Raw genomic sequence first — 25,843 nt, 5'->3', positions numbered from 1 at the left:
GCTGTGCCACGCCTATCATCCTCCGGACCCGAACACGGACCCGAACATGAAGCTGATCATCGCGAACCGGACGTACTCTTCCTGGTCATTGCGCGCCTGGCTGGCCGTGAAGGCCAGCGGCCATCCGTTTGAAGAGCAGCTTGTCCTGCTCAGACAAGCCGATACCCGCGCCAGCATCCTGCGCTGGAGCCCCTCGGGCAAACTGCCCTGCCTGATCGACAACGAGCTGGCCATCTGGGACTCACTGGCCATCGCCGAATATCTGGCCGAGGAAACGCCACCGCTGTGGCCGCTCGATGGCGCCTCGCGCGCGGTCGCCCGCTCGATTTCGGCCGAGATGCACAGCGGCTTCCAGGCCCTGCGCAGCCAGATGCCGATGAACCTGCGCCGCAACGCGCCGCTGAAGACCCTGAGCCCTGAACTGGTGGCCGACATCCAGCGCATCGAAACGCTCTGGACGGAATGCCGCCAGCGCTTCGGCGATCGCGATCCGTATCTGTTCGGCGCTTGGTCGATTGCTGACATGATGTATGCGCCAGTCTGTCTGCGCTTCGAGAGCTACCAGGTCGAACTCGGCCCGGTTGCCCGCGACTACCTCCAGCATGTTCTGGCTCATCCGCATATCCTGGAATGGCGCGCAGCTGCCGAACAGGAAACGGCAGTGATTCCCGACTATGACGTGTGAATGCCCATGCCCGAACTGAGCGCAGTCCGCATCGACAAATGGCTCTGGGCTGCACGCTTCTTCAAGACGCGCTCGCTGGCAACCGAAGCCGTCGACGGCGGGCGTGTCCAGCTCAACGGCCTGCGCGTCAAACCCTCGAAGGAAGTGAAAGCGGGAGACCGGGTCGAAGTCAGCATCGGTGACCTGCGCTGGGAACTCAGGGTCGAGGGACTCTCCGAAAAACGGGGCCCGGCCACCGAGGCCCGCAAGCTCTACAGCGAGACCGAAGCGAGCCTGGCCCAGCGCCAGAAGGTGCAGGAGGAGCGGCATCTGCGCGTGGAGCCCGCCCAGGAAATCCACGGCCGCCCGACCAAACGCGACCGCCGCCAGATCGACCGCTGGCGCGGCGACTGAGTCCGGCCGGAAGTCAGGCAGCGGGCGCTGCTCAGGGCAGCGCGAACCAGAGCGCCACAGGCAGCACGACCACGCTGAGCAGGTTGCCGATCATCACGATCGAGGCAACGCGATCCGGATCGGCGTCATAGCGCTCGGCAAAGATGTAGTTCATCACGGCGGGCGGCAGGGCGCCGTAGATCACCAGCAGCCCCTGCTCGAACCCGCGCAGCCCCAGCCCCTCTGCCACGGCCCATGCGATCAGCATTCCGGCGGCGGGCCGAAGCAGGCCGGTGGCAAGCCCCAGCCCCCAGCCGCTGAACGAGATGTCGGTCATCCGGACGCCCAATGCGAAGAGCATCAGGGGAATGCAGATGTCTCCAAGCATGCGCAAGGCCAGCACCGCAGGCTGCCAGACCTGGATGCCACAGAGCGATACCGCCAGCCCCGCAATCATCGCCAGCAGGGAAGGCACCCGCCACATCTGCGAAATCCGCGCCTTGTGATCGAGCAGCCAGAGGCCGAAGGAATAGTGCAGCAGGCTCGAGATCAGGAAGAGCACGATCGCGGGTTGCAGCGCATGGTTGCCGAAGGCCAGCACGGCGACCGGCACACCGAGATTGACCGAGTTGGAAAACATCATCGGCGGAATCAGGATGCGCGGCCCGATCTTCATCCGGTGCGCCATGCCCCATCCCACGACGCCGCAACCGAGGGTCACGCAAAACATCGCCAGCGCGAGCCCGCGGTATTCAAGGATCTGGAAGTTGCGATCGGCCAGCGCGCCGAAGACCAGTGCGGGCACGAACACGTCGGCAATCAGGCGATTGGTTTCGGCGAGGTCCGGTCGGCGCCGGCGGGCCACCAGATAGCCCACGGCGGGAATGAGAAAGACCGGAAACAGGATGGAGACGATGCGTTCGATCATGAGGCTCTGCGCTCAGTGCGCGACGGAAGTTGCGGAGGGCAGCAGCCAGGGCCGGGCGAGGGGCGACGTGAGCACGCAGGCCGGCTGATGCCCGCAGCCCGGAATCACGATCAGCGGCGCCGGCCGGTCCGGACGGATGAAGGTGTTTTCATGGGCCGCAAACGCCAGGCCCCGCTGCAGGCGATAAGGCCCCTGGGCCCGCGCACCGCACGATTTGTCGAGGATCCGGTAAGCGCTGCCCGGCCCTTCGCCGGTATCGAGCGCGCCTTCGAGATAAACGATGTCGGCGGCAGCGCGCCGGGCCTGCAGGATTTCGGGCGGCAGCGCAAGATGCGCCGGCCGATTCCGCAGGCCGAACTTCCAGTCCAGCGCGGCCGGACAGTCCGCGGGCACGGACCAGCTGAAGTCGCACGCGCCCTCACCCGTAGCCGCCGTGCACGCACGCCAGTCTACCGCTTCGCCATGCTTCACCGGCTGCGGACGGCGGTCATCCGGATAAAGCCAGGATCCGGGATCCGCCACCACGAATCGCAGGCGCATGTCCGCAGGAATCTGCGCAAATCCGGCATAACGCTGCACGAACTGGCCGCCGGCGGAAAAACCGGCCAGCGTTACCTGATGTGCCTCCGGCCAGCGCCGGCCGAGTTCAGCCAGCAGACGATCCATCGCCGCAAAGGCGCTCAGCGCGCGGCCATGGGCCAGACCGCCTTCCTGCCAGTCCGAGCAGGTCCATTCCGCATCACCGGCCTCGAAGGCGGGCGTATCCGCACGGCTGCACGCCGCAGCCCCGGTTCGAACCGGAAAGAGGGGGGCGACCACCAGCACTCCGGCGTCCGTGCCAGCCAGCTCCGCTACCCGGAGACCGGCCGCCAGGCTGTCGTTCATGTCGCGTGCATGGCCGTGCAGGATGATCAGGATGCGCTGGACGGGGCCGGATTGACCGGCACGCGCGTGAAACCAGGGAAAGCGGCCCGCCTCGGTTTCCAGCCGCTCCATCACCAAGGGTCCGGCATCGGCCAGCGCTGTGCCGCAGAGCGTCGCGAAGAGGACAACACCGTGCAGCAGGAATGGAGCGAGCTTCAAGGGGCGCCTGCAGCCCACCCGCGGGTGGCCTAGAACTTCTTGTATTCGATCTCCGCGACCTGATCGATCCCCATCACGCGCATCAGTGCTGCCACCATCTCGTTGGGATGGCGGATGACCGTGAGCTTGCCCTGGGTACGGAAGGTGGCGAACTGGTTGAACAGCGAACCGGCACTGACGAACTCGAGACGCTTGAGCCCCGAGGCATTGATCTCGACAGCGTCATGCTCCGAGGCATAGACCGCCAGCTTGCGCAGGATCTCCGGCTGGGGGCCGCCAATGATGCCGTCCATGACGAACCCCGTGGGGGGTGTCTGTTCCGGAACCGGCGCGGCAGGCGCCACTTCGACCGGTGGCTGCAGGATTTCGGGCGGATCCCAGGACGGAGGCGACTCCTCGAAGGTGATGGCGAAGTTGATCGCCATGTCTTCGAAATGTTCCTGCTCACCGAGTTGCTGAAGCATGGCCAGCGCGCAGAGCCAGAAGGCCCGGCCGCCGGGTTCCCCGACCTTGATGTGCGGCTCCAGCAGGGACAAGGCCTGACGCGCGCCCAGCAGGCCAACCGTGACCTTGGCGCGACGCAGGGCATCGATGGTATCGCTGAGCAGCGTGGCGCCGGTTTCGTCGATGCCTTTCAGGCGTGAAAGCTCGATGCGCAACTTGCCGGTCTTGGCGCCGATGCGCGCCAACTGTTCGAACTGCGGCCGGGCATTGCCGGAGAGGTTGCCGGAGAGGTTGACGGCCGGTGCAGCGTCTTTCGGCACGGCGCGCGCGGCTGCCACCGGCGTGGCTTCATCCCAGATCGGAGGCGATTTTTCGAACAGCTGGGCAAACACGACGCCGCGTGATTCGAACGAGGCCCGGTCGCCGGAAAGCCGGTAGAGGTCGAACAGCATGCGCCAGAGCCGGTCGGAGCGCTTGTTGCCGCCCTCCAGCGCCTCTTCGAGCACCGCCTTGGCGCCGCTCTCGTTGGCGTTGGCATACAGGACCGCTGCTTCCTCGATGGCAGCGACGTCCTCGACCGAAACCTCCACGACCTGGATCTTGTCCGCAGCGGCAGCAAGCGACCTGCCAATGCTGCCGGCATGCGTGAACTCCAGGGACGTGGTCGTCTCGCCGAGACTGTTGTCGGAAGCCTTGTTACTGGAGCCAGGTCCTGGCTTCTTGCCGAAAAAAGGTAAAACCATCGTGACTGCAACCTTGCGCTACACGCAGACGGTGTCTGCATCAGTGTTGCACTGAATCAGCACGGTCTGCAGGGATTCGAGCCGGACGGCGCGGAGCACGCCGCCGGCATGGGCCCGGTGATTCAGTCTGCGTACATTTTCTGCAGGCGTTCGCGCCGGGCCTGGGCCTCCACCGACAACGTGGCGGTAGGCCGTGCGAGCAGGCGGGCCAGACCGATCGGCTCGCCGGTTTCCTCGCAATAACCATAGGATTCGTCGTTGATCCGGGCCAGCGCCTGCTCGATCTTCTTCAGCAGCTTGCGCTCACGGTCACGCGTACGCAACTCCAGCGCGTGCTCTTCCTCGACCGTTGCCCGGTCGGCCGGGTCGGCAACAACCTCCTGCTCACGCATATGCTCGACGGTTTCATCCACCTTGAGCTGGAGCTCGTCACGCATTCCAACAAGACGTTCACGAAAGAACTCGAGTTGCTCGGCATTCATGTAATCCGACTCGGGCATCTTCAGCAGTGCAGCTTCTGTCAGCGCCATGGACAGGTCCTCCATCAGGGTTATGCGACCGAAAAGGCGGGCATTTTGCCGAACTCGTCGGGCTTTTCAAGCCTTCGGTCTTGATATTCATGTGGTCTGGTGCAATCAGGCCATCTGCATGCGCGGCACCGTTGGTCCGGGCGGTACAATAGCAGGATGCCCCTGATTCACAATACCAGCTTCGATCCGTCTGTCTGGCCGGTGCGCGTATACTATGAAGATACCGACGCCGGCGGTGTTGTCTATTACGCAAACTACCTACGCTTCTGCGAGCGAGCCCGGACCGAGCGACTGCGTGCCCTGGGCATCGATCAGCGCGCCCTCGCAGCAGAGCACGGCATCGTATTCGTCGTGCGCCGCGTTGAAGCGGATTACCTGCGAGGTGCGGAACTTGACGACGCCTTGCAGGTCATCACCCGAGTCATCGACATGGGAGCAGCATCCCTGAAGTTCGACCAGCAGATCCTTCGTGGCGAAGCGCTTCTCTTCTCGGCCAGCGTCACCATCGCATGCGTTGATTCCCGTCGCTGGCGCGCCACCCGAATTCCAGAATTCCTCCGAACACTCCTTGAAAGCGAAGCATGATTCATTCCGGAGATATGTCCATCCTCAGCCTGATCGCCGAGGCCAGCATTGTCGTCAAGTTCGTCATGGCCATCCTGGCCGGCGTGTCCTTCATGTCGTGGTACTGGATCTTCCGCAAAGGTCTGTCGATCCGTGCCGCACGCAATGAGACACTGGATTTCGAACAACAGTTCTGGAGCGGATCCGATCTGGTCAATCTGTACCGAACCGTGTCCCAGACCCGGGACGAAGCCGGCCCGCTGGCCCGGATCTTCGAGTCCGGCTTCCGCGAATTCTCCAAACTGCATGGCCAGAAAGGCCATGAGGCCGCGGACATCATCAACGGCGCCCGCCGCGCGATGCGCGCCACCTACCAGCGCGAAATCGACGACCTCGAGGCGCATCTGGCGTTCCTGGCTTCGGTCGGTTCGGTCAGCCCCTATGTCGGTCTGTTCGGCACGGTCTGGGGGATCATGAATGCCTTCCGCGGCCTGGGTGATGTCGGCACGGCCACCCTGGCGCATGTGGCACCGGGCATTGCCGAGGCGCTGGTCGCCACCGCCATCGGCCTCTTTGCCGCCATTCCTGCGGTGGTGGCCTATAACCGCTATATCCATGAAGTCGATCGTCTCTCGATCCGCTTCGAGAGCTTCATGGAGGAATTCTCCAACATCCTCCAGCGCCAGTTGAGATAAGCCATGCGACAACGCCGAGTGATGAACCAGATCAACGTCGTGCCCTATATCGACGTGATGCTGGTGCTGCTGGTCATCTTCATGGTCACGGCGCCGATGATGCCCAGCGGCACCGTCGACCTGCCCAGTGTTTCCAAGGCCTCGCAGGTCAAGACCGACCCGCTCAAGATTTCGGTGCGCGGCATGGACCGTTACGATTTTGTCGATGACAAGACCCAGACGCGCCTGCCGTCCGTTTCAGAGGAGAGCCTGCTCGAAAAGCTGCGCGACGCCCAGACCGAGAACCCGGACCGCGCAGTGGTGATCGAAGCGGAAAAGAGCGTCCGCTATGAAGCGGTGATGAAGGTCATGGACCTGCTCCAGCGCAACAACATCAGCAAGGTCGGGCTCCTCGTGAAGCCTGCGCAATAAGTATCGAACGGATGGAACACACCTTTCAGCGCCCCGAACCCGGAAAATGGGCGTCGGCGGTTTTCAGTTTCGCCATGCATGCCCTGCTGCTCGGCGCCCTCTTCTGGGGCGTGCAGTGGCAAAGCAGGCCACCCGAGCCGGTGAGCGTGGAGCTCGTGCGGGCCATGCCCGCGAGCACGCCTCCGACCGTGGAACGCCAGCCCGAACCCGAAGCCCGTGTCGAAACGCCGCCGCCCCGGCCTGAACCCAAGCCGGTCGAGGAAAAAGCCCCCGAGCCCAGACCCGCACCAAAACCCGACATCGCCCTGAAAGAGCCGGAGAAGAAAAAACCGGAACCCAAGCGCGAACCGCCCAAGCCGGAACCGGAAAAGAAGGTCGAGAAGAAGCCGGAACCGAAGCCCGAGCCCAAGCCCGTCGAGAAGAAGGAAGAACCGAAGCCACCGATGTCGGATCTGGACAAGATGCTGGCGCGCGAGAACCAGCGTGTGCGTGAGGTGAAGAATCGCGCCATCCAGGACCAGCAAACGGCCGATCTGAATGCCAAACTGGATGCAGCGGCCAATGCAGCCTCGATGGGCCGTGCGCAGGCCGACTGGGTCCATCGCATCAGCCAGAAAGTGCGCTCGAACCTGATCCTGCCGCCCGGCACCACCGGCAATCCGAAGCTGGTGTTCCGGCTGCAGATCCTGCCCACCGGCGAGATCCTCGGTGAGCCGAAACTGGTTTCCAACACCGGCAATGCTGCACTGGAAGAAGCGGTGCGGCGTGCCATCCTGAAATCTTCCCCTCTGCCCAAACCGGAGAAGAACGAGGTCTTCCAGCGGGATCTCAACTTCAACTTCTTCCCGATGCAGAACGATTAACCCTTCACGGACGAGAACCTTGCCGATGAAAGTCTTCCGCCATGCATTCGCCCTTCTTGCCGCGCTGAGCTGCCTTCTGCTCGGCCTGCCCGCCAGCGCCCAGCTCAATGTAGAGATCTACGGAGCCGGCGCAGACCGCATTCCGATCACGATCGCGGACTTCGGGGACGAGAGCGCGATGCAGGGCGATGACAAGCTGACCGGCATCATCCGCAAGGACCTGGAGCTCTCCGGCATGTTCCGCATGATCAGCCAGGGCACGCTTCCGGCGGTCGAAGGCACCGTACCTGATTACGCAGCCTGGCGCGGCCAGGGCGCTGACGCGCTGGTGGTCGGCAGCCTCAGCCGGAATCCGAACGGCATGGTCGACGTCCGCTTCCGCCTCTATGACGTCACGCGGACCAGCGAGCTGCTCTCGCTCAAGCTGTCGGTCGCGGCCAACCAGAAACGTGCGCTGGCCCACCACATCGCCAACAAGATCTACGAAAAGCTCGTCGGCCAGCCCGGCATCTTCGCCACCCGCATCGCCTATGTCGAAAAGGTCGGCAACCGCTATCAGCTGCTGGTCGCCGATTTCGACGGCGAAAACGCCGTGCCCGCACTGCTCTCCGCCGAACCCATCATGTCGCCCACCTGGTCGCCCGATGGCAAGCAGATCGCCTATGTGAGCTTCGAGAAGAAGAAGCCGATCGTCTATGTGGCCACGCTGGCAACCGGCCGCCGCATCACGCTGGCCAACTACAAGGGCTCGAACTCCGCACCGGCCTGGTCGCCTGACGGCCGCCGGCTGGCCCTGACGCTGACGAAGGACGGTCTCTCGCAGATCTATATCGTCAATGCCGACGGCTCCGGTCTGCGTCGCCTGACCAGCTCGAACGGCATCGATACCGAGCCGCGCTGGTCGCCGGACGGCAGTTCCATCTATTTCACGTCCGACCGCGGCGGCAGCCCCCAGATCTACCGTGCCAGCGTGGATAACGGAAATGCCCAACGCTTAAGCTTCGCAGGGGCGTACAATGTCACTCCGAGAATTTCGCCGGACGGCAAGACGCTGGTATATGTGTCCCGCAACAACGGGCGCTTCCAGATCACCATGATGGACCTGGCCAGTCAGCAAACCCAGGTCCTGACGGACTCCGACCGCGACGAATCTCCCAGTTTTGCGCCTGATGGCCGCACCATCCTCTATGCAACGGAGGTGGGTGGCCGGGGCGTATTGTCGGTTGTCTCCACCGACGGTCGTACGCGTTACCGCCTGAACAACAGGGCCGGTGACGTACGCGAACCGACCTGGGGACCGTTTGAAAAGTAAGTTGTAATCTGAAGCTGTTCGAATCCTCTAGGACTCAGGAGAAACGCATGAAGTACTCGCTCATCGCTACTGCAACCCTGGCCGCCATGCTGGCAGCCTGTTCCACCACCCCGACCGCTCCGGTTGAAGAAAAGGCTCCGGTTGCTGCTGCTCCGGCCGCTGCCGCTGCCAAGCCGGCTGCTGTCACCGCAGGCGATCCTTTCGCTGATGCTGACGCACTGAACAAGATCCCCCTGCTGCAAAAGCGCAGCATCTACTTCGAGTTCGACAGCTTCGCGATCCCCCTGGACTACGTGAGCATCATCGAAGCCCACTCCAAGTACCTGAAGGCCAACGCTGGCGCCAAGGTCCTGATCCAGGGCAACACCGACGAACGCGGTTCGCGTGAATACAACCTGGCCCTGGGCCAGAAGCGTGCTGACGCCGTCAAGAGCAACCTGACCCTGCTGGGTGTCAAGGAATCGCAAGTCGAAGCCGTCAGCCTGGGCGAAGAAAAGCCCAAGGCCACCGGTCATGACGAAGCTGCCTGGACGGAAAACCGTCGCGCCGACCTCGTGTACGGCAACTGATCAGGCGTCCGCCTGAAAAGTCGAAGCGGGCCCTGGTGGCCCGCTTTCCCCTTTTGTGGAGACCCGTGTTGATGAAACTGCGTGACCTGTGCCTCGCCGTAACGCTCGCCACCACCCTGCCTGCTCACGCCGGCGTGTTTGATGATGACGAAGCGCGCCGCCGCATCGACGTCCTGCGTCAGGACACCGATGCCCGCCTGCAGAAGCTCGAGACCAGCGCAGAAAACAATACACGTGCCATCCTCAACCTGAACGCGCAGATCGAGAACGCGCGTCAGGAAATCGCCCGCATCCGGGGCCAGCTCGAACTGCTGACCAACGACGGCGATCAGGCCCAGAAGCGCCAGAAAGACTTCTACATCGATCTCGATTCGCGCCTGCGCAAGCTCGAGGGCAACCTGCAGACCGCAGCCGCCGGCGGCGAACAGTCGGTGCCGGCCGAATCCCGCCCGGCAGACCCCGCGCAGGAAGCGCGGGACTATGAAGCCGGCATCAACCTGCTGCGTGGTGGCAAGCATGCGGACGCCATCGCCGCATTCAAGAAGTTCATCCAGAACTGGCCGAAGAGCAGCTTCCAGCCCGGTGCCCACTTCTGGACGGCCGCCGCACTGGCCCAGACCAAGGATTACGCGGGCGCCAAGGAATACTACGCACGCCTCGTGCAGAACTGGCCCGATGATTCGATGGCGCCTGATGCCCTGCTGGGTCAGGCCAATGCCGAGCAGAGCGCCGGCGCCGCCAAGACCTCGCGTGCCACGCTGGAAAAGCTGATTGCCAGCTACCCGAACAGCGATGCCGCCAAGACGGCGCGCCAGCGCATCAAGAAGTAACCCCGACGGGCCCTGACCGGGTCCGTCCGCCGCAACAGAAATCCAGTCATGAGCCAGCCCCAGCCCCGCCTCCGGATCAGCGAAATCTTCCATTCGCTGCAGGGGGAATCGACAAGAGTGGGCCTGCCCACCGTATTCGTCCGCCTCACCGGCTGCCCGTTGCGCTGTGTGTGGTGCGACACCGAGTACGCGTTCACCGGTGGCGAGATGCGCCAGCTGGACGACATCCTGAGCGAAGTGGCAGGCCACGGTGCCCGTCATGTCTGCGTCACCGGTGGCGAACCGCTCGCACAGAAGCCCTGCCTCGACCTGCTGCGTGCGCTGTGTGACGCCGGCTACTCGGTTTCGCTGGAAACCAGCGGTGCGCTGGATGTGGCACCGGTCGATCCGCGCGTCTCGAAGATCATGGATCTGAAAGCCCCGGGCTCGGGCGAGGTCGACAAGAACCTCTGGTCCAACCTCGAACACATTACCGCCAGCGACGAAATCAAGATCATCATCGCCAGCGAAGCCGACTATGCGTGGGCGCGCGAAGTGCTGGCCCGACACGGCCTCACGCAGCGCTGCACGGTGCTGCTTTCGCCCGGCGCCGGCCTGGTCGACCCGCAGGATCTGGCCGCCTGGATCCTGCGCGACCGCCTGGCCGTACGCATGCAATTGCAGATGCACCGGATCATCTGGGGCGACCGCACCGGCGTCTGAACCCGGCGCCTGCCCGCCTTATCGGGCAATCAGAAAGCAGAATTTGCAGTGCCCCGGACAGGCATCCAAGCTGAAAGCAGAGGCTCCCCCCTTCCTCTGCCCCCTGGAGATGACTGTCATGAATACCTTCCTTGCGCCCCGACACAAGGCGCCGCCTGGCGTCCACCACAGGCCTTTCGAGGCCATTCCGCTGATCAGCATACTGATGAGCATTTTCTCGCGGCCAAGACGCCCGCCCGTGCCGGACAACCCCGACTGGGAGCGCGACGAGCCGATGACCGGGCTTTCCTGATTGAGCCCGCTCCGCGCTGAAAGGCCGCGTTATTTCGCCGGTTTCGCGCTCAGCATGGCGCGCAGATTGGCGAGCTTGGCGCGGCCTTCTTCCTGTGACACCGGTGCCGCATCCTTGCCGGTGCGGCGCAGGCCGTCGCCCATCTCGTCGATGAAGCGCGAAGGATCAACCATCTTTCGCTCGCCCGCCACGCGACGGGTTTCGCAGGCGGTGATCGTGAGCCCGCGCTGCGCGCGCGTCACGCCGACATACATCAGCCGCCGCTCTTCCTCGATGGTGTCGCCATCGATGCTGCTCTGGTGCGGCAGCATGCCTTCCTCCACGCCGATCAGATACACATAGGGCCACTCCAGCCCCTTGCTGGCATGCAGGGTGGCGAGCTGAACGGCGTCCGCCTCGTCCTCGTTCCCCTTGTCGAGCATGTTGATCAACGCAATGGTCTGAACGAGCTCATGCAGGGTCTTCTGATCCTGCTCGCCCTTGCGGCTGAGCCAGTCGACGAAGTCCCGCACGTTGCGCCACTTGGTTTCGGCTTCCTTCACTTCGCAGCTCTCCATCAGCCAGGCCTGGTAACCGATCGCACGCAGCAGCTCTTCGAGCAGCACACCGGCCGACTCCTGGTGGGCACGATGCGAGAGCTGGCGGATGTAGTCACCGAACTTGCGCACGCTCTCCAGCTGGCGCGCCGCGATGTGTTCGCTCACCCCCTCCTCGAACACCGTGGCGAACAGGCTGGCATGACGCCGGCCGGCATAGGTGCCGAGCGCTTCGAGCGTGGCCGCTCCGACGCCGCGCCGTGGCGTCGTGATGGCACGGATGAAGGCGAGGTCGTCGTCCTCGTTGGCCATCAGGCGGAGGTAGGAGAGCAGGTCGCGGATCTCTGCACGGTCAAAGAAACTCTGCCCGCCCGACATCACATACGGAATGTGATGATTCCGCAGCTGCTGTTCGATCACCCGCGCCTGGTGGTTGCCGCGATAGAGGATCGCGTAGTCCCTGAAATGCGTCTTGAACTCGAACTTGTGAGCGGTGAGCTTCATCGCCACGAGCTCGGCCTCGTGGTCGGGGTCGCGCGCCATGCTGATCTGGATCGGCTCGCCCAATCCGTGCTCGCTCCAGAGCTTCTTCTCGAACAGCTTTTCGTTGTTTGCGATCAGGGTGTTCGCGGCACTGAGGATGCGGTTGGAAGAGCGGTAATTCTGCTCGAGCTTGATGACGCGCAGCTGCGGGTAATCCTTCTGCAGCAGGTGCAGGTTTTCCACATCCGCGCCGCGCCAGGCGTAGATGGCCTGGTCATCGTCTCCCACCGCCGTGAAGGCGCCGCGCTGCCCGGCAAGCTGGCGCAGGAGCTTGTACTGGGCCTTGTTGGTGTCCTGATACTCATCGACCAGCAGGTAGCGCAGGCGGATGCGCCAACGCTCCAGCGCCTCCGGCTCGGTATCGAAGAGGCGCACCGGCAGGGCGATCAGATCATCGAAGTCCACGCCCTGATAGGCCCGCAGCGTTTTCTCGTACGCCGGGTAGATCTTCGCGGCGGCATGGCTGATCTCGTCGTTGACCAGCTTTACCGCTTCTTCCGGCCGGATCAGCGCGTTCTTCCAGCCTGAAATGGTCCACTGCAGGCCACGGATGAGGTTCTTGTCGGCGTTGCCCGAGAGCTCGGCCAGGATCTGCTGGAGGTCCGAGGTATCGAGAATGGAAAACTGCGGCTTGAGGCCGACCAGTCTTGCTTCCTGCCGCACGATACGCACCCCCAGGGCGTGGAAGGTGCAGACGGTGAGCTGCCGCGCCGAGCGCGAATCAAGGAGTTTGCCGACGCGTTCCTGCATCTCGCGCGCCGCCTTGTTGGTGAAGGTGATGGCCGCGATGTTGCGCGCCTCCAGGCCGCACTCCTGGACCATGTAGGCGATTTTCTGGGTGATGACCCGGGTCTTGCCGCTGCCGGCACCGGCCAGCACGAGACAGGGGCCGTCGAGGTATTTCACGGCTTCGCGCTGAGGCGCATTCAGATGGGACAGCATGTCGGGCAGGAGCGTTGGAGGCAGTCGGGATTCTAGCCCAGGGCTTTCAATACACCCTTCCGTCTCGGTTAACGGCCGCTTCCGCAAAGATGCCGTCCGGGTTTGCCCTTCGGTCTGCACCTATATTTTTCAAAGACTTGCACAACACCCGTGGGACTCAAACACCGTTCGTCCTGCGTTGCAGCACAAATCGAATTTATCTATTCGCAATCATTTTTCCGCTTCACAGAATGAGAGGAAACAACCCCGACCCACCACAGGATCCAAGATGAACGAACGCTTCCCCGACACCCTTGTCCCCCATAAGACCCTCTTTGGCGCCCGCCTCATTGCCACGCCGGATCCCAGCCTTTCTGCCGCCCTGCGCCGCCTGCTGCTGCTCGCGGACGGACACCGCAACATCGGCACGCTGGCGATGATGATGCCGGAGCGCGACATCCAGCCCGATCTGGGTGAGCTCGTCCAGCGCGGTCTGCTTGAAACCTCGCCGGCCGGTGCCCCTGCCCGCCGCATCGAGCCTGACGAGCACGGACATGAAGACCTGCCCGAAGGCTGGGAAACGGCTTCCGGCTTCATGGCCGCCCGGGCACGCGAAAGTCTCGGCGTGAAAGCCGTCGAGGTCATCGAGGCGCTGGAACATGCCCGTGACCCCGAAGAAGCCCGGCATGCGATGAGCCAGTGGTATCGCGCCATGCGCAACTCCCGCGAAGGCCGCCTGCAGGCCGACGTGGACCGGATCAAGGCGGCAGCCCTGCTGCGCAGTCAGCTGCCGGCCTGAACCCCGCAGTTCCTCCCGTAGCACCCTCGGCCCTGCGCTGATCCGCAGGGCTTTTTTTGGGCGCTTGACGCCTTACCGGCGCAGCACGGTCTCGCGCAGCTCCGCGACAAGCGCGGCGATCATGGGCTCAACGCCTTCGCCCCGGGTGCGACGGAAAAGCCGCGCCGAGGGATACCAGGGGCTGTCAGTGCGCTCAAGCAGCCAGCGCCACTCCGGTGTGGGCGAGAGCAGGATGCAGACCGGTACGCCGAGCGCCCCCGCCAGATGGGCCACCGAGGTATCCACGGCAATGACCAGATCCAGCGCCGCGACCAGGGCTGCGGTATCGGCAAAGTCTTCCAGTCCGGAGCTGGCGTCCAGCAGGCCGGGCCAGGCCTCGAAGGCGGGCCGGTCAAGCGGCCGGAGCGCTTTCTGGAGCGACACGAAGCCTGCATCGAGCGCCTGCAGGGGCTGGAGCGAGGCCAGCGGCAAGGAGCGGTTGGCGTCATCCTGATGAGCTGCGCTGCCCGACCAGACGAGCCCGATGCGCGGCCCGGGCAGGGAGGCCAGGCGTTGCTGCCAGGCCGCCAGCGCCGCTGGGTCCGGCTTGAGATAGGCGCGCTCGCAGGGAATGCTGGCCAGGGTGTCGCCGAAAGCCAGCGGCAGGCTCAGCAAGGGGCTATGGAAATCGGTCTGCGGCAGGGTTTCGCCCTGCGCCAATACCCGGATGCCTGCAAAAGCGTGCTCGCACAAACGCTTGAGCCCGGGCTGGACTTCGAGGATGACTTCGGCGCCTGCGGCACGCAGCCGCGGCAGGTAACGCAGGAACTGCAGCGTGTCGCCCAGCCCCTGTTCAGCGTGAATCAGGAGGCTGCGCCCCTGCAGCGAGGTCTGGCCGAGCCATTGCGGTTGCCTGAAGCTGCGCCGCCGGGAAGTGAAGGAGGGCTTTTTCCAGCGCCACTCATAGGCTTTCCAGCCAGCCGGATAATCCCCTTCAAGCAGCAGGTTCAGGGCCGCATTCCAGTGCGCCTCGGCATAGTCGGGCGCCAGTGCCAGCGCCTGCCGGTAGGCCAGCCCGGCCTCGGCGCAACGCGCCAGCTCATGCAGGACGCGGCCGCGATTATTGTGCGCGTCGGCAGCCTGTGGCTCGATCTGCACCAGCCGGTCAAACATCGCCAGCGCACGTTCATGCTCGCCCAGCGCGCGCAGCAGGTTGCCGAGATTGTTGAGCGTGTCGGCGTGGTCGGGCGCCCTGAGCAGGCCTTGCTCATAGGCCGCGCGCGCGGCAGCGGGCTGGCCACAGCGCTCGCGGGCAAGTCCGAGATTGTTGCAGGCACCCGCGTCATCGGGCTGCAGCGCCAGCAGGCGCTCGAAGCAATCCGCCGCTTCGGCCGCGCGGCCCTGAAGCAGGCAGAGCACGCCCAGCTCGCGCCAGACCTCCGGCAAACGGGCTTGCTCCTGCAGCACGCTGCGATACAGGCCTTCGGCCACGGCCGGCTGGCCTGCGCGCTGCATCTCGCGGGCCATGAGCAGACGCGTACGACAGTCCGGACTCATCCCGCCCTCCCGGCGAGCCAGTCTGCAGCACCCTGCCCTGCCGCGCGCCCGGTCGCCAGGCAGGCCGTCAGCAGGTAACCGCCGGTGGGGGCTTCCCAGTCGAGCATCTCGCCAGCACAGAACACGCCGGGCAAGGCGTGCAGCATGAGTCGCTCGTCCAGCGCGTCGACACGCACGCCTCCGGCCGAGCTGATCGCTTCGGCCAGCGGACGCGGGCGCGCAAGCCGCAGCGGCAGAGCCTTGATGGCCGCTGCCAGACGCGTGGGGTCCCGCATCGTTTCACGATCGAGGCATTCATTGAGCAGGCCGAGCTTCACACCGCGCAGGCCGAGCCGGCCCTGCAGATGCGAGGAGAGCGAACGCGCGCCACGCGGATGCGCGACCTCGGCCGCCACCCTCGCCGCCTCATGGCCGGGCAGCAGATCCAGCAGCAGGCTTGCGCTGCCCTGGTCGCGGCAGCCGTCGCGCAGCGGCGCGGAGAGGGCATAGACCAGGCCGCCCTCGATACCCGTCGCACTGATCAGGGCTTCTCCCTGGCGTTGCCAGAGCTGGCCGTCCGGCCCGGTACAGCTCGCGGCGATGTTCTTCACCGGCTCGCCTGTGAAACGCTCGAGGAAATGCGCGGACCAGGCCACGTCAAAACCGCAGTTCGAGGGCTCGAAGGGTTGCAGCGCCACGCCGCGCTCGGCCAGCCAGGCAGTCCAGGCTGCGTCCGAACCCAGCTGGGGCCAGCTCGCGCCGCCCAGCGCCAGCACCGTGGCGGCCGCGTCGACCCGGTGCTCGCCCGCGGGGGTGGCGAAACGCAGCGCGCCGGCTTCGTCCCAACCCAGCCAGCGATGACGCACATGAATCGTGACGCCACCTTCGCGCAGGCGGTGCAGCCAGGCGCGCAGCAGCGGCGCGGCTTTCATCTCGCGCGGAAAGACCCGTCCCGACGTGCCGACAAAGGTTTCGATGCCCAGGCCGTGGATCCAGTCGCGCAGGGCCTGCGGACCGAAGGTCTCGATGAAGGGTGCGAGCCACGCGCTGCGCTCGCCGTAGCGCGCCAGAAAGCGGTCGGCCGGTTCGGAATGGGTGATGTTCATCCCACCCTTGCCGGCCATGAGGAACTTGCGGCCGACCGAGGGCATGGCATCGAAGATCTCGACGCGGTGACCGGCAGCGGCCAGCTTTTCGGCAGCCATCAGGCCAGCCGGACCGGCGCCTATGATCGCGATGCGGGAGGTGGAATTCATCTGGTGAGCGGACGGAGGACTGCCCGGATTCTAGCCGCCTGGAGTGTCCGGAATAGCCATGAAAATCGTAGGGTCAAGCCGGTCCGGGCGTCTGGCCCAGATCAAAAATTGTCCATTTCGGGTGCCGGAATCTACATGAAAGTTCTAACATTGCGACGGTTTTGACTTCATGTGGCGACGCAGCAACACCTGTCGTCTGTTCGACCCCCCTAACGGTATCCAAGAACATGCAAACCTTCTTCCTTGCACCGACCCGCCAGAATGTGGGTCTGACCTCGGTAGCCCTCGGCGTCGTCCGCGCCCTGCAGCGCCAGGGTCTGCGCGTGGGCTTCGCCAAGCCCGTCACCCAGGACGAAACGGCCAGCGAGCGCTCCGTTCACTTTGCCCGCGAGATCTGCAAGATCGATGCGCCTGCCGCCCTGCCCACCGCCAAGGTCGTGGCACGGATCTCGGAAGGCCAGATCGACGAGCTGCTGGAAGACATCGTGAGCCTGTGCATGAGCGCCGCCAAGGATGCCGACGTGCTGGTCATCGAAGGTCTGCATACCGACCCGAGCTTCTCCTACACCACCCGCCTGAACGCCGACATCGCCCGCAGCCTGCAGGCTGAAATGGTGCTGATCTCCGGCGCGCAGGATGAAGAACTCACCGCCGCCGAAATCCGCCTCACCGCCAGCCAGTTCCGCGCGGCCGGCTGCAAGATCGCCGGCGCCGTGCTGAACAAGGCCGCAGCCGGTTTTGATGCCGCCAAGGCAGCGGCTGCGCTGGAAGACATCCCGCTGTGGGGCGTGGTGCAGAACAACCCCGACCTGCTGGCGCCGCGCACGCTGGATGTGGCCCGCCACCTGAATGCCGAAGTCGTTGTGCCCGGCGAGATCTCCAAGCGCCGCGTGCTCGAAACCGCCGTGGCCGCCCGCTCCGCCGCCGACATGATCGACCGCCTCAAGCCGCACACCCTGATCGTATGCCCCGGCGAGCGTGACGACGTGATGCTCGCCACCGCGCTGGCCGCCTCCAGCGGCACCCAGATCGCCGGCCTGCTGCTGACGCACTCCACCTCGATCGACCCGCGCATCCAGAAGCTGGCTGCACAGGCTTTCGATTCCGGCCTGCCCATCCTGCGCGTCGATACCGACAGCTATGTCACCGCCACCAACATCAGCCGCATCTCGCCGGCCGTCGCCGCTGACGACTCCGAGCGCATGGAGCAGGTGCTCGACGGCGTGGCCGAAGCCCTGAATGCCGACGCGCTGATGGCCAGCGTGAAGGTGCCGGCTTCTACCCGCATGAGCCCGCCGGCTTTCCGCTACCAGCTGATCCAGAAGGCCCGTGCCGCGAACAAGCGCATCGTGCTGCCGGAAGGCGACGAGCCGCGCACCATCAAGGCCGCCGTGATCTGCGAAGAAAAGGGCATTGCACGCTGCGTACTGCTCGGCAAGCCGGAAACCATCAAGGCGGTTGCCGCCGCCCAGGGCGTGACCCTGCCGGCTTCGCTGGAAATCATCGATCCCGACACCATCCGCGAAAAGTATGTGCCGCCGATGGTCGAGCTGCGCAAGAGCAAGGGTCTGACCCCGGGTCAGGCCAACGACCAGCTGCAGGACACCGTGGTGCTCGGCACGATGATGCTGGCCACCGACGACGTCGACGGCCTCGTCTCCGGCGCGGTGCACACCACCGCCAACACCGTGCGTCCCGCCCTGCAGCTGATCAAGACGGCACCGGGCTCCTCCATCGTGTCCTCGGTGTTCTTCATGCTGATGCCCGACCAGGTGCTGGTCTATGGCGACTGCGCGATCAACCCGGATCCGAATGCGCAGGAACTGGCCGAAATCGCGCTGCAGTCCGCCGCATCGGCGACCGCTTTCGGTGTCGATCCGAAGGTCGCGATGATCTCCTACTCGACCGGCACCTCCGGTCAGGGTGCAGACGTTGAAAAGGTCAAGGAAGCGACCGCCATCGCCCGGGAAAAAGCGCCCGAGCTGGCCCTGGACGGCCCGCTGCAGTACGACGCCGCTTCGGTGATGGACGTGGCCCGCTCCAAGGCTCCGGGCTCCAAGGTTGCCGGTCAGGCCACCGTCTTCGTCTTCCCGGACCTGAACACCGGCAACACCACCTACAAGGCGGTGCAGCGTTCAGCCAACGTGGTGTCGGTCGGTCCGATGCTGCAAGGTCTGCGCAAGCCGGTGAACGACCTCTCGCGCGGCGCACTGGTGGATGACATCGTCTTCACCATCGCGCTGACCGCGATCCAGGCTGACGCCCGCGCCAAGGCCTGATCCGGCCTCCCGGCATCCGCCCGAACGGCCCTCCACGGAGGGCCGTTTTCATGGCCGGGCGCTCAGTGCGCCGGTGCTGACTCGCGGCCGAAGCGGCGGCCCACATGCTGGCCGATGGCTGCCGCCAGCTCGGCGTCCTTGAAGAACACGCGATCAGCCCCGTCAGCTTCGAGCAGCTTCGCTTCCTCCGGACTGCCCGCCAGCACCGCGATCTCGATCGCCGGATTGAGTTCGCGCGCCAGCGCCAGAATGCGCCGCACGCTGACCGCATCCGGAATCGTCACCAGCAGCAGGCCGGCATTCGCCACATGGGCCTGCACCAGCACCAGCGGCTCGGTCGCATCGCCCCACACACACTGCACGCCGGTTTCACGCAGGCGGGCCACCCGCTCGCGCTGCTGCTCCGCCACCACATGCGGAATATCGTTGAGCGCCAGGATTTCACCCACGCGATGGCCGATGCGGCCATAGCCCGCCAGCACCACATGACCGGAAAGGAAATCGGCCCGCGTTTCCTGCGGCAGCTCGGCCAGCGGATGCGCCTGGCTCTCGATGCGCCGCGCCAGCGCGGAATTGCGCTGCAGCCAGCCCAATGCGGGGCCGACTGCCTTGAACAGCACCGGATTCACCGCAATCGAGATCAGCGCGCCGGCCAGGATCAGGCTCTGCCCCAGCGGCGGCAGCATGCCCAGCGACACGCCCAGCCCGGCGAGGATGAAGGAGAACTCGCCGATCTGCGCCAGGCTGGCCGACACCGTCAGCGCGGTGTGCAGCGGATAGCGGAAGCCCAGCACCAGAATCGCCGCCGCCAGCGACTTGCCGAAGACGATGATGGCCACCACCACCAGCACTTCGAGCGGATGGGCGATCAGGATCTTGGGGTCGATCAGCATGCCGACCGACACGAAGAACAGCACCGCAAAGGCCTCGCGCAACGGCAGGGATTCCTCGGCGGCACGATGGCTGAATTCGGACTCGCGCATCACCATGCCGGCGAAGAAGGCCCCCAGCGCGAAGGACACCCCGAACAGCTGGGACGCCAGATACGCAATCGAAATCGCTGCCGCCAGCACCGACAGCGTGAAAAGCTCGCGCGAACCGCTTTTTGCCACCCGCCACAGCAGACGCGGCATCAGCTTGCGGCCGGCCAGCAGCATCAGTGCGATGAAGGCAATCACCTGAAGCAGGGTGCGGCCGAGCAGGCTCAGAATGCCGCTGGCATCCCCGCTTTCGCCATTCAGGACGCCCGCCAGCGGCGGTAGCAGCACCAGCACCAGCACCATCACAAGGTCTTCGACCACCAGCCAGCCGACGGCAATGCGGCCGTTCTGCGAATCCAGCACGCCGGCGGATTCGAGCGCGCGCAGCAGCACCACGGTGCTCGCTACCGACAGGGCGAGACCGAAAATCAGTGCGCCGGGCAGTGACCAGCCCCACAGCGCCGCCGCGCCAGCGCCCATCGCCGTCGCCACCACGATCTGCAGGATCGCGCCCGGCAGCGCGATGCGGCGCACCGCGAGCAGGTCATCCAGCGAGAAATGCAGGCCGACGCCGAACATCAGCAGCATCACCCCGATCTCGGCCAACTGGGTAGCGAGCTCGGCATTGGCGACATAGCCGGGGGTGAAGGGCCCGATCAGGATGCCCGCCAGCAGGTAGCCCAGCAGGGCGGGCAGACGCAGGCGCAAGGCCAGGAAACCGAACACCAGCGCGAGGCCGAAGCTCGCCGCGAGGGTGGTAATGAGAGGGTAGTCGTGATGCATGGGGGCGCCACTCCGGTAATCGATGCCAGAGACGGAATCAGGATGAGAGTCAGGTGCGACCATGCTCCCGCCATTTGATTCCTGCAATGCGAAAAGAATTTTTCCGTCCGGGCACCCAGCAGCGTCATGCCTGCCCAGTCCAGCCGCTACCTGTGGGTAACGGGCTTGCCAGACCGGACATTATTTCCATAAACTTGGAAACATGGAAACGAAAACCGCCGTCGCCCAGCTCGCTGCACTGGCCCAGGAAAACCGCCTCGCCATCTTCCGCCTGCTCGTCCAGGCCGGGCCGGAAGGCCTCAGCGCGGGCCGCATCGCGGAAAGCCTCGGGCTACCCAACGCGACACTGTCTTTCCATCTGCGCACCCTGTCGCAGGCTGATCTGCTCAGCGCCACGCAGGCGGGCCGCTTCATCCGCTATGCCGCGAATTTCCCGGCCATGAACGCGCTGATCGGCTTTCTGGGTGAAAACTGCTGCGCCGGCGAAGCCTGCGGCCTGCCGGCCCTGAACTGCTGCACCAAGGAGGAATGCTCATGAAACGCTTTCACGACCACGTCGCGGTCCCGACCTTCAACAAGGGCCAAAATCTGGCCCATGCCCGCACCTGCTGACTCCCGACTCCCGACTCCCGACTCCCGACTCCCGACTCCCGACTCCCGACTCCCGACTCCCGACTCCAAAATGAGTGTATTCGAACGCTATCTCTCCCTCTGGGTCATGCTCTGCATCGTGGCCGGCATCGCACTCGGTCAGGCCTTCCCGGCTGCCGTGCACACCGTTGGCGCGATGGAAATCGCCCAGGTGAACCTGCCGGTGGGTCTGCTGATCTGGGTGATGATCATCCCGATGCTGCTGAAGGTGGATTTCGGCGCCCTGCATCAGGTGCGTCAGCATGTGCGCGGCATTGGCGTGACCCTGTTCGTGAACTGGCTGGTGAAGCCCTTCTCGATGGCCTTCCTCGGCTGGCTGTTCATCCGCAACGTGTTCGCCCCGCTGCTGCCCGCCGACCAGCTCGACAGCTACATCGCCGGCCTGATCCTGCTCGCTGCCGCGCCCTGCACCGCGATGGTCTTCGTGTGGAGCCGATTAACCGGCGGCGAACCGCTGTTCACGCTGAGTCAGGTCGCCTTGAATGACACCATCATGGTCTTCGCCTTCGCCCCGCTGGTGGGCCTGCTCCTCGGCGTAGCCAGCATCTCGGTGCCCTGGGACACGCTCTTCATCTCGGTGCTGCTCTACATCGTGATCCCGGTGATCCTCGCCCAACTGATCCGCCGCGCGCTGCTGGCAAAGGGCCAGGCCGCCTTCGATGCGGCGCTGGCCAGGATCGGCCCGTGGTCGATCAGCGCCCTGCTGCTCACCCTGGTGCTGCTTTTCGCCTTCCAGGGCGAAGCCATCATCCGCCAGCCGCTGGTGATCGCCCTGCTGGCCGTGCCGATCCTGATCCAGGTCTTCTTCAACTCCGCACTCGCCTACTGGCTCAACCGCAAGCTTGGCGAAGCCCACAACGTGGCCTGCCCCTCGGCCCTGATCGGCGCCTCCAACTTCTTCGAGCTGGCCGTGGCCGCCGCGATCAGCCTGTATGGCTTCGAATCCGGCGCCGCGCTGGCTACGGTGGTCGGTGTGCTGATCGAGGTGCCGGTGATGCTGGTGGTGGTGCGCATCGTGAACGCCAGCAAGGGCTGGTACGAAAAAGGCGGTGCTGCATGAGTGCTGAGTGCTGAAATCAGCATGCCCGAAAACCCGTTTACCTACTCCCGACTCCCCACTCCCGAGAAAATGACCACGATCTATCACAACCCTGCCTGCGGCACCTCGCGCAACACGCTCGCCATGATCAGCAATGCCGGCATCGAACCCACGGTGATTGAATATCTGAAGACCCCGCCGGACCGCGCCACACTCGTGAAGCTCATCGCCGACGCCGGCCTCACGGTGCGCGGTGCACTGCGCGAGAAGTGCGAGCCTTACGAGGCGCTGGGCCTTGCGGAAGACCGCTTCAGCGACGACGAGCTGCTGGACTTCATCGGCCAGCACCCCATCCTCATGAACCGCCCCTTCGTCGTCACCGGGCTGGGCACGCGCCTGTGCCGGCCCTCGGAAGTGGTGCTGGACATCCTGCCCGCCGCGCAGCAAGGCGCGTTCAGCAAGGAAGACGGTGAGGCCGTGGTGGACGCCTCGGGCCGGCGGGTGAAGTGAGGCCCGCCGGCTTGCCTTTGCCCGCTCAGCCGGCGAAGAGGCGGATCACGGCCGTCATGTTGTCAGCCGCCAGGCCCCGATCGATGCCCTGACGGAACACGGCCCGGGTGGCGGCCAGGGTCGGTGCGGCGGCCTCGCTGCCGATGGCGGAGAGCAGATAGGCGAAGTCCTTCTCGATCAGCTCGACCGGGAACTGCGGCCGGAAGTCTCCCTGCAGCATGCTGCCCGCCAGCACCTGTGCGACCGCCGAGCACACCGGTGTTGCGGCCACCGCCTGCAGCACGCGGGCCGGGTCAACGCCGCGGCCTTGCAGCCAGGCGATCAGCTCGGCCAGCGCGCTGACCTGGATGCCCAGCAGCGCATTGGTCGCGAGCTTGGTCACACAGCCAACCCCCAGCGGGCCGACATGCCGGATCGCCGCGCCCATCACGCCCAGCACGCTTTCCGCGCGCGCCAGCACGGCCGCTTCACCGCCGACCAGATAGACCAGCTTGCCGGCCTCGGCCGCCGGCCGCGAGCCGGATACCGGCGCTTCGAGCAGCGCAATGCCTCTGGCATGCGCCGCGGCGCCCAGGCGGCGGATGCCGTCCGGCGAGAGCGTGGAGCTTTCGATGGCAATGGCATCCGATGACATCGTGCTGAACGCGCCCTGCGCCGGATCGCACCACACCTGCTGCGAGGCTTCATCGTCGCGCAGCATGGCGATCACGAAGTCCGCCCCTTTTGCCGCGTCGGCCGGGCTGGCCGCGAGTCGGGCACCGGCCTGAACCAGCGCGTCAGCCGCCTGCGGGCTGCGATTCCACACCGTGAGCGCATGGCCTGCCGCGAGCAGGCGCGCCGCCATGCGACTGCCCATGGCGCCGAGGCCGAGAAATGCGATGCGCGCCATGCTCAGGCCTTTGCCTTCAGCGCGGCGGCAACCATGCCCCGCAGCCACTGGTCATGGCCGTTGATCATCGGATTCGGCTCGGCGGCGGCGAGCGCCTGCGCCGGCTTGCCGCGCTGGGTTTCCTGGGTCAGGATGCGCACCCGGCCGCCGGAGAGATCTTCAAGCAGCCAGGCGTGATGCACGTCGAGGCGATCTTCCGGCGTGCTGCCGGCCCAGCCGTGCCAGGCCACGCGGGCCGGTTCACCGGGCTGTGGCGCAACATGCTCCACCACCTGCGCCTCGACCGGAAAGCCGAAAGTCTCGAAGTAGAAGCGCAGGCCGTCCGCCAGCGCCGGGCCCTTGCCATCGTAGAAGCGCACATTGGCCGAGTTGGCGTAATAGGTGGGCCACAGCGCGGGCGTGTTGAGCAGGGGCCAGACCTCAGCCACGCTGAGGCCGGCCACGATCATTTCGTTGGAAGCGAAGTTGTCGGTGAAGCCGGGCAAATAGCCTTCAGGCCAGATGATCTCGTTCATGCTGGATTCCTTGTGTCAGAGCCCGGGCGGTCTGCCCGGCGCAGTGATCACAGGATGCGCAGGAACGAGATATCAATCCAATCGCGTATTTGTATTCAACACATCACACAAATGTATATCACAGCCCCAGCACGCTGCGGATGGTGCGCACCACGCCGTTCTCGGTATTGGCCGGGGCGAGGTGGCGGGCACGCGCCTTGAGCTCGGGATGGGCATTCGCCATCGCGTAGGAGTGCAGGGCTTCGTCCATCATCTCGAGGTCGTTGAGGAAATCACCGAAGACCATGGTCTGCTCGCGGGTGACACCCAGCGCCTGCTGCAGATGGCGCAGGCCGCTGCCCTTGTTGGCGCCCGGCGGCATGATGTCGAGCCAGTGCTGGCCGGAGACCACCACCTGATAGTCCGGCCGCAGCGCCTCGAAAGCCGGCAGCAAGCCCTGCTCCGAGCTGACCGAGTCATGCAGCGCGATCTTGAGGAAATCGTCTTCCACCGCGAGCAGGTCGTCGACGATCTCAAGGCGCAGGTAGTAGCGCGCCACTTCCTCGACGAACCGCGGGTGGGTGCGCTCGATGCGCGCTGCCCCCTTGCCGCACAGCACCACGCCCACCGGCGCGCCGGCCTGCTGCAGTTCGCGGATGCGCAGCACCTGGGCGCGGGCGAGCTCGCGCGGCACGCAGTCGGAACTCAGCTCGCGGCCCTCATGCATCACCAGGCAGCCGTTTTCGGCGATGAAGGCCATCTCGCCGGCCTGCGGCCCGAAGCAGTCGCGCAGATTGTGATACTGGCGGCCGCTGGCCGGACAGAACACGATGCCGCGCCGGTGCAGCGCGTCCACCAGTGGCCAGAACTCGTCATGGATGGCGTGCTGGTCGTCCAGCAGGGTTCCGTCCATGTCGCAGGCGATCAGGCGGATGTCGGGGGCAGCGGGGGATGTCATCGGCAGGCAGGCAGGGTTGAGGCAGACCCGATTCTAGCCCCTGCCGGTTCCGGCAGCCTCAGCCCTCGGGCCGGTCGCGCGCGACCAGTTCGAGGTAGGCGGCCAGCTCGCCGCCGCGCAGCGGCTTGACCATCACCCTCACGTCATGGCGCTGCTCGCCCACCTGCACGTCCTGGCGCAGGCGCACGCAGCGATAGCCGGTTTTTTCCCAGAACCGGGCTGCCCGCGGGTTCTTCACCAGCACGCCCAGGCGCATCCAGTGCGCCTGCCGGCTCAGCGCCAGGTCTTCAAGCCAGCGCACCAGGGACTGTGCCTCGCCACGGCCATGGCGTTCGGTCGCCAGGATGAACAAGCCGATATGCCATACGGATTCAACCATCAGACCACCGATCACCTGCGCCATCGCGCCGAGCCGGTCGTCCGGCGCAAAGAAGCCGAACACCCCCTTCGAAGACCATGAAAGCTCCGGCGGCGGCGCATCCCGCAGGGTTTCGATGGCTTCCTCCGGCCCGGCCGCATGGCCGTCTGAGCGCTGGAAATAGTCCGGGTTCGCATCGAAGAAAGCCTGCAGCAGCGGGGCATCGGCATCCCCGAGCAGCCGCACCGTCCAGCCCGCCAGCGAAAGCGGCGGGAGCACGAACTCGGACATCGGCGGTGGATTCATCAA

General features: G+C 65.2%; 28 protein-coding genes. 16 read left to right on the top strand and 12 right to left on the bottom strand.

The genetic code is table 11. The features are described from left to right. Nucleotides 1-46: 46 nt before the first annotated feature. Nucleotides 47-685, top strand: coding sequence for a glutathione S-transferase family protein (locus tag ABDB87_RS07490; protein ID WP_345925573.1), 639 nt, complete (start codon nucleotides 47-49; stop codon nucleotides 683-685). Beyond that, nucleotides 686-1,078: an RNA-binding S4 domain-containing protein gene (locus tag ABDB87_RS07485; RefSeq protein WP_345925571.1), complete on the top strand. Its 393-nt coding sequence runs from the start codon at nucleotides 686-688 to the stop codon at nucleotides 1,076-1,078. It abuts the gene before it with no gap. A 31-nt stretch (nucleotides 1,079-1,109) separates the two neighbouring features. Here ABDB87_RS07485 and ABDB87_RS07480 read toward each other — a convergent pair whose 3' ends face one another. From ABDB87_RS07480 to dksA, 4 genes are all read right to left on the bottom strand, one after another. Continuing rightward, nucleotides 1,110-1,985, bottom strand: a complete 876-nt coding sequence (locus tag ABDB87_RS07480) for an AEC family transporter (RefSeq protein WP_345925569.1) — start codon at nucleotides 1,983-1,985, stop codon at nucleotides 1,110-1,112. A 12-nt stretch (nucleotides 1,986-1,997) separates the two neighbouring features. Continuing rightward, a complete protein-coding gene (locus ABDB87_RS07475) occupies nucleotides 1,998-3,068 on the bottom strand; it encodes a hypothetical protein (RefSeq protein WP_345925567.1) in 1,071 nt (356 codons plus the stop codon). A gap of 29 nt (nucleotides 3,069-3,097) precedes the next feature. Continuing rightward, nucleotides 3,098-4,255 carry an STAS domain-containing protein gene (locus ABDB87_RS07470; protein WP_345925565.1) on the bottom strand — a complete coding sequence of 386 codons (1,158 nt, stop codon included), beginning with the start codon at nucleotides 4,253-4,255 and terminating at the stop codon, nucleotides 3,098-3,100. A 122-nt stretch (nucleotides 4,256-4,377) separates the two neighbouring features. Beyond that, complete coding sequence (gene dksA, locus ABDB87_RS07465) at nucleotides 4,378-4,785, bottom strand: RNA polymerase-binding protein DksA (RefSeq protein ID WP_345925563.1); 408 nt, start codon at nucleotides 4,783-4,785, stop codon at nucleotides 4,378-4,380. 156 nt (nucleotides 4,786-4,941) lie between these two features. Here dksA and ybgC point away from each other — a divergent pair, with 156 nt between their 5' ends. The 9 genes from ybgC (at nucleotide 4,942) to ABDB87_RS07420 (ending at nucleotide 11,023) form a co-directional block, all read left to right on the top strand. Then, complete coding sequence (gene ybgC / locus ABDB87_RS07460) at nucleotides 4,942-5,370, top strand: tol-pal system-associated acyl-CoA thioesterase (RefSeq protein ID WP_345925561.1); 429 nt, start codon at nucleotides 4,942-4,944, stop codon at nucleotides 5,368-5,370. Further along, nucleotides 5,367-6,044: a protein TolQ gene (tolQ, locus tag ABDB87_RS07455; RefSeq protein ID WP_345925559.1), complete on the top strand. Its 678-nt coding sequence runs from the start codon at nucleotides 5,367-5,369 to the stop codon at nucleotides 6,042-6,044. The genes ybgC and tolQ overlap by 4 nt, the downstream gene beginning before the upstream one ends. 3 nt (nucleotides 6,045-6,047) lie before the next feature. Beyond that, a complete protein-coding gene (tolR, locus tag ABDB87_RS07450; protein WP_345925557.1) occupies nucleotides 6,048-6,455 on the top strand; it encodes a protein TolR in 408 nt (135 codons plus the stop codon). Nucleotides 6,456-6,466: 11 nt separating this feature from the next. After that, the gene (locus tag ABDB87_RS07445; RefSeq protein ID WP_345925555.1) at nucleotides 6,467-7,318 is read left to right on the top strand and encodes an energy transducer TonB; all 852 of its coding nucleotides are present in this window, start codon (nucleotides 6,467-6,469) and stop codon (nucleotides 7,316-7,318) included. Between the two features lie 25 nt (nucleotides 7,319-7,343). After that, entirely contained in the window at nucleotides 7,344-8,630 is a 1,287-nt protein-coding gene (gene tolB / locus ABDB87_RS07440; RefSeq protein ID WP_345926064.1) for a Tol-Pal system beta propeller repeat protein TolB, read from the top strand. A 47-nt stretch (nucleotides 8,631-8,677) separates the two neighbouring features. After that, a complete protein-coding gene (gene pal / locus ABDB87_RS07435) occupies nucleotides 8,678-9,199 on the top strand; it encodes a peptidoglycan-associated lipoprotein Pal (protein WP_345925553.1) in 522 nt (173 codons plus the stop codon). Nucleotides 9,200-9,270: 71 nt separating this feature from the next. Beyond that, nucleotides 9,271-10,029 carry a tol-pal system protein YbgF gene (gene ybgF / locus ABDB87_RS07430; RefSeq protein ID WP_345925551.1) on the top strand — a complete coding sequence of 253 codons (759 nt, stop codon included), beginning with the start codon at nucleotides 9,271-9,273 and terminating at the stop codon, nucleotides 10,027-10,029. Between the two features lie 48 nt (nucleotides 10,030-10,077). Beyond that, on the top strand, nucleotides 10,078-10,731 hold the full coding sequence (gene queE, locus ABDB87_RS07425; protein WP_345925549.1) for a 7-carboxy-7-deazaguanine synthase QueE: 654 nt from the start codon (nucleotides 10,078-10,080) through the stop codon (nucleotides 10,729-10,731). Nucleotides 10,732-10,849: 118 nt separating this feature from the next. Continuing rightward, the gene (locus tag ABDB87_RS07420) at nucleotides 10,850-11,023 is read left to right on the top strand and encodes a hypothetical protein (protein WP_345925547.1); all 174 of its coding nucleotides are present in this window, start codon (nucleotides 10,850-10,852) and stop codon (nucleotides 11,021-11,023) included. A 29-nt stretch (nucleotides 11,024-11,052) separates the two neighbouring features. Here the strand turns inward: ABDB87_RS07420 and ABDB87_RS07415 are convergent, their stop codons facing one another. After that, on the bottom strand, nucleotides 11,053-13,044 hold the full coding sequence (locus ABDB87_RS07415; protein WP_345925545.1) for a UvrD-helicase domain-containing protein: 1,992 nt from the start codon (nucleotides 13,042-13,044) through the stop codon (nucleotides 11,053-11,055). A 268-nt stretch (nucleotides 13,045-13,312) separates the two neighbouring features. Here ABDB87_RS07415 and ABDB87_RS07410 point away from each other — a divergent pair, with 268 nt between their 5' ends. Then, the gene (locus tag ABDB87_RS07410) at nucleotides 13,313-13,822 is read left to right on the top strand and encodes a hypothetical protein (RefSeq protein ID WP_345925543.1); all 510 of its coding nucleotides are present in this window, start codon (nucleotides 13,313-13,315) and stop codon (nucleotides 13,820-13,822) included. Nucleotides 13,823-13,894: 72 nt separating this feature from the next. Here ABDB87_RS07410 and ABDB87_RS07405 read toward each other — a convergent pair whose 3' ends face one another. After that, nucleotides 13,895-15,358, bottom strand: coding sequence for a tetratricopeptide repeat protein (locus tag ABDB87_RS07405; protein WP_345925541.1), 1,464 nt, complete (start codon nucleotides 15,356-15,358; stop codon nucleotides 13,895-13,897). Continuing rightward, on the bottom strand, nucleotides 15,355-16,593 hold the full coding sequence (locus ABDB87_RS07400; RefSeq protein ID WP_345925539.1) for a TIGR03862 family flavoprotein: 1,239 nt from the start codon (nucleotides 16,591-16,593) through the stop codon (nucleotides 15,355-15,357). The genes ABDB87_RS07405 and ABDB87_RS07400 overlap by 4 nt, the downstream gene beginning before the upstream one ends. 227 nt (nucleotides 16,594-16,820) lie before the next feature. Here ABDB87_RS07400 and pta point away from each other — a divergent pair, with 227 nt between their 5' ends. Next, nucleotides 16,821-18,872: a phosphate acetyltransferase gene (gene pta, locus ABDB87_RS07395; protein ID WP_345925537.1), complete on the top strand. Its 2,052-nt coding sequence runs from the start codon at nucleotides 16,821-16,823 to the stop codon at nucleotides 18,870-18,872. Nucleotides 18,873-18,934: 62 nt separating this feature from the next. On the opposite strand, the gene ABDB87_RS07390 is transcribed toward pta, so the two are convergent. After that, the gene (locus tag ABDB87_RS07390) at nucleotides 18,935-20,635 is read right to left on the bottom strand and encodes a cation:proton antiporter domain-containing protein (protein WP_345925535.1); all 1,701 of its coding nucleotides are present in this window, start codon (nucleotides 20,633-20,635) and stop codon (nucleotides 18,935-18,937) included. A gap of 202 nt (nucleotides 20,636-20,837) precedes the next feature. Here ABDB87_RS07390 and ABDB87_RS07385 point away from each other — a divergent pair, with 202 nt between their 5' ends. The 3 genes from ABDB87_RS07385 (at nucleotide 20,838) to arsC (ending at nucleotide 22,835) form a co-directional block, all read left to right on the top strand. Then, complete coding sequence (locus ABDB87_RS07385; RefSeq protein WP_345925533.1) at nucleotides 20,838-21,173, top strand: ArsR/SmtB family transcription factor; 336 nt, start codon at nucleotides 20,838-20,840, stop codon at nucleotides 21,171-21,173. Nucleotides 21,174-21,317: 144 nt separating this feature from the next. Next, nucleotides 21,318-22,346 carry an ACR3 family arsenite efflux transporter gene (gene arsB, locus ABDB87_RS07380; RefSeq protein WP_345925531.1) on the top strand — a complete coding sequence of 343 codons (1,029 nt, stop codon included), beginning with the start codon at nucleotides 21,318-21,320 and terminating at the stop codon, nucleotides 22,344-22,346. A 69-nt stretch (nucleotides 22,347-22,415) separates the two neighbouring features. Next, nucleotides 22,416-22,835, top strand: a complete 420-nt coding sequence (gene arsC, locus ABDB87_RS07375; RefSeq protein ID WP_345926062.1) for an arsenate reductase (glutaredoxin) — start codon at nucleotides 22,416-22,418, stop codon at nucleotides 22,833-22,835. 25 nt (nucleotides 22,836-22,860) lie between these two features. Here arsC and ABDB87_RS07370 read toward each other — a convergent pair whose 3' ends face one another. The 4 genes from ABDB87_RS07370 to ABDB87_RS07355 all read right to left on the bottom strand — a co-directional run bounded on the left by ABDB87_RS07370 (nucleotide 22,861) and on the right by ABDB87_RS07355 (nucleotide 25,840). Continuing rightward, the gene (locus ABDB87_RS07370; protein ID WP_345925529.1) at nucleotides 22,861-23,724 is read right to left on the bottom strand and encodes an NAD(P)-dependent oxidoreductase; all 864 of its coding nucleotides are present in this window, start codon (nucleotides 23,722-23,724) and stop codon (nucleotides 22,861-22,863) included. Between the two features lie 2 nt (nucleotides 23,725-23,726). Continuing rightward, nucleotides 23,727-24,239 (bottom strand): SRPBCC family protein, encoded by a 513-nt coding sequence (locus ABDB87_RS07365; protein WP_345925527.1) that lies wholly within the window; start codon nucleotides 24,237-24,239, stop codon nucleotides 23,727-23,729. Nucleotides 24,240-24,357: 118 nt separating this feature from the next. Further along, complete coding sequence (locus tag ABDB87_RS07360; RefSeq protein WP_345925525.1) at nucleotides 24,358-25,176, bottom strand: Cof-type HAD-IIB family hydrolase; 819 nt, start codon at nucleotides 25,174-25,176, stop codon at nucleotides 24,358-24,360. 58 nt (nucleotides 25,177-25,234) lie between these two features. Continuing rightward, nucleotides 25,235-25,840: a GNAT family N-acetyltransferase gene (locus tag ABDB87_RS07355; protein ID WP_345925523.1), complete on the bottom strand. Its 606-nt coding sequence runs from the start codon at nucleotides 25,838-25,840 to the stop codon at nucleotides 25,235-25,237. Nucleotides 25,841-25,843 lie beyond the last annotated feature (3 nt).

It is taken from the genome of Uliginosibacterium paludis, assembly GCF_039631355.1.
GTDB classification, from domain to species: domain Bacteria; phylum Pseudomonadota; class Gammaproteobacteria; order Burkholderiales; family Rhodocyclaceae; genus Uliginosibacterium; species Uliginosibacterium paludis.
This window is presented reverse-complemented; position numbering and strand designations above follow the sequence as displayed.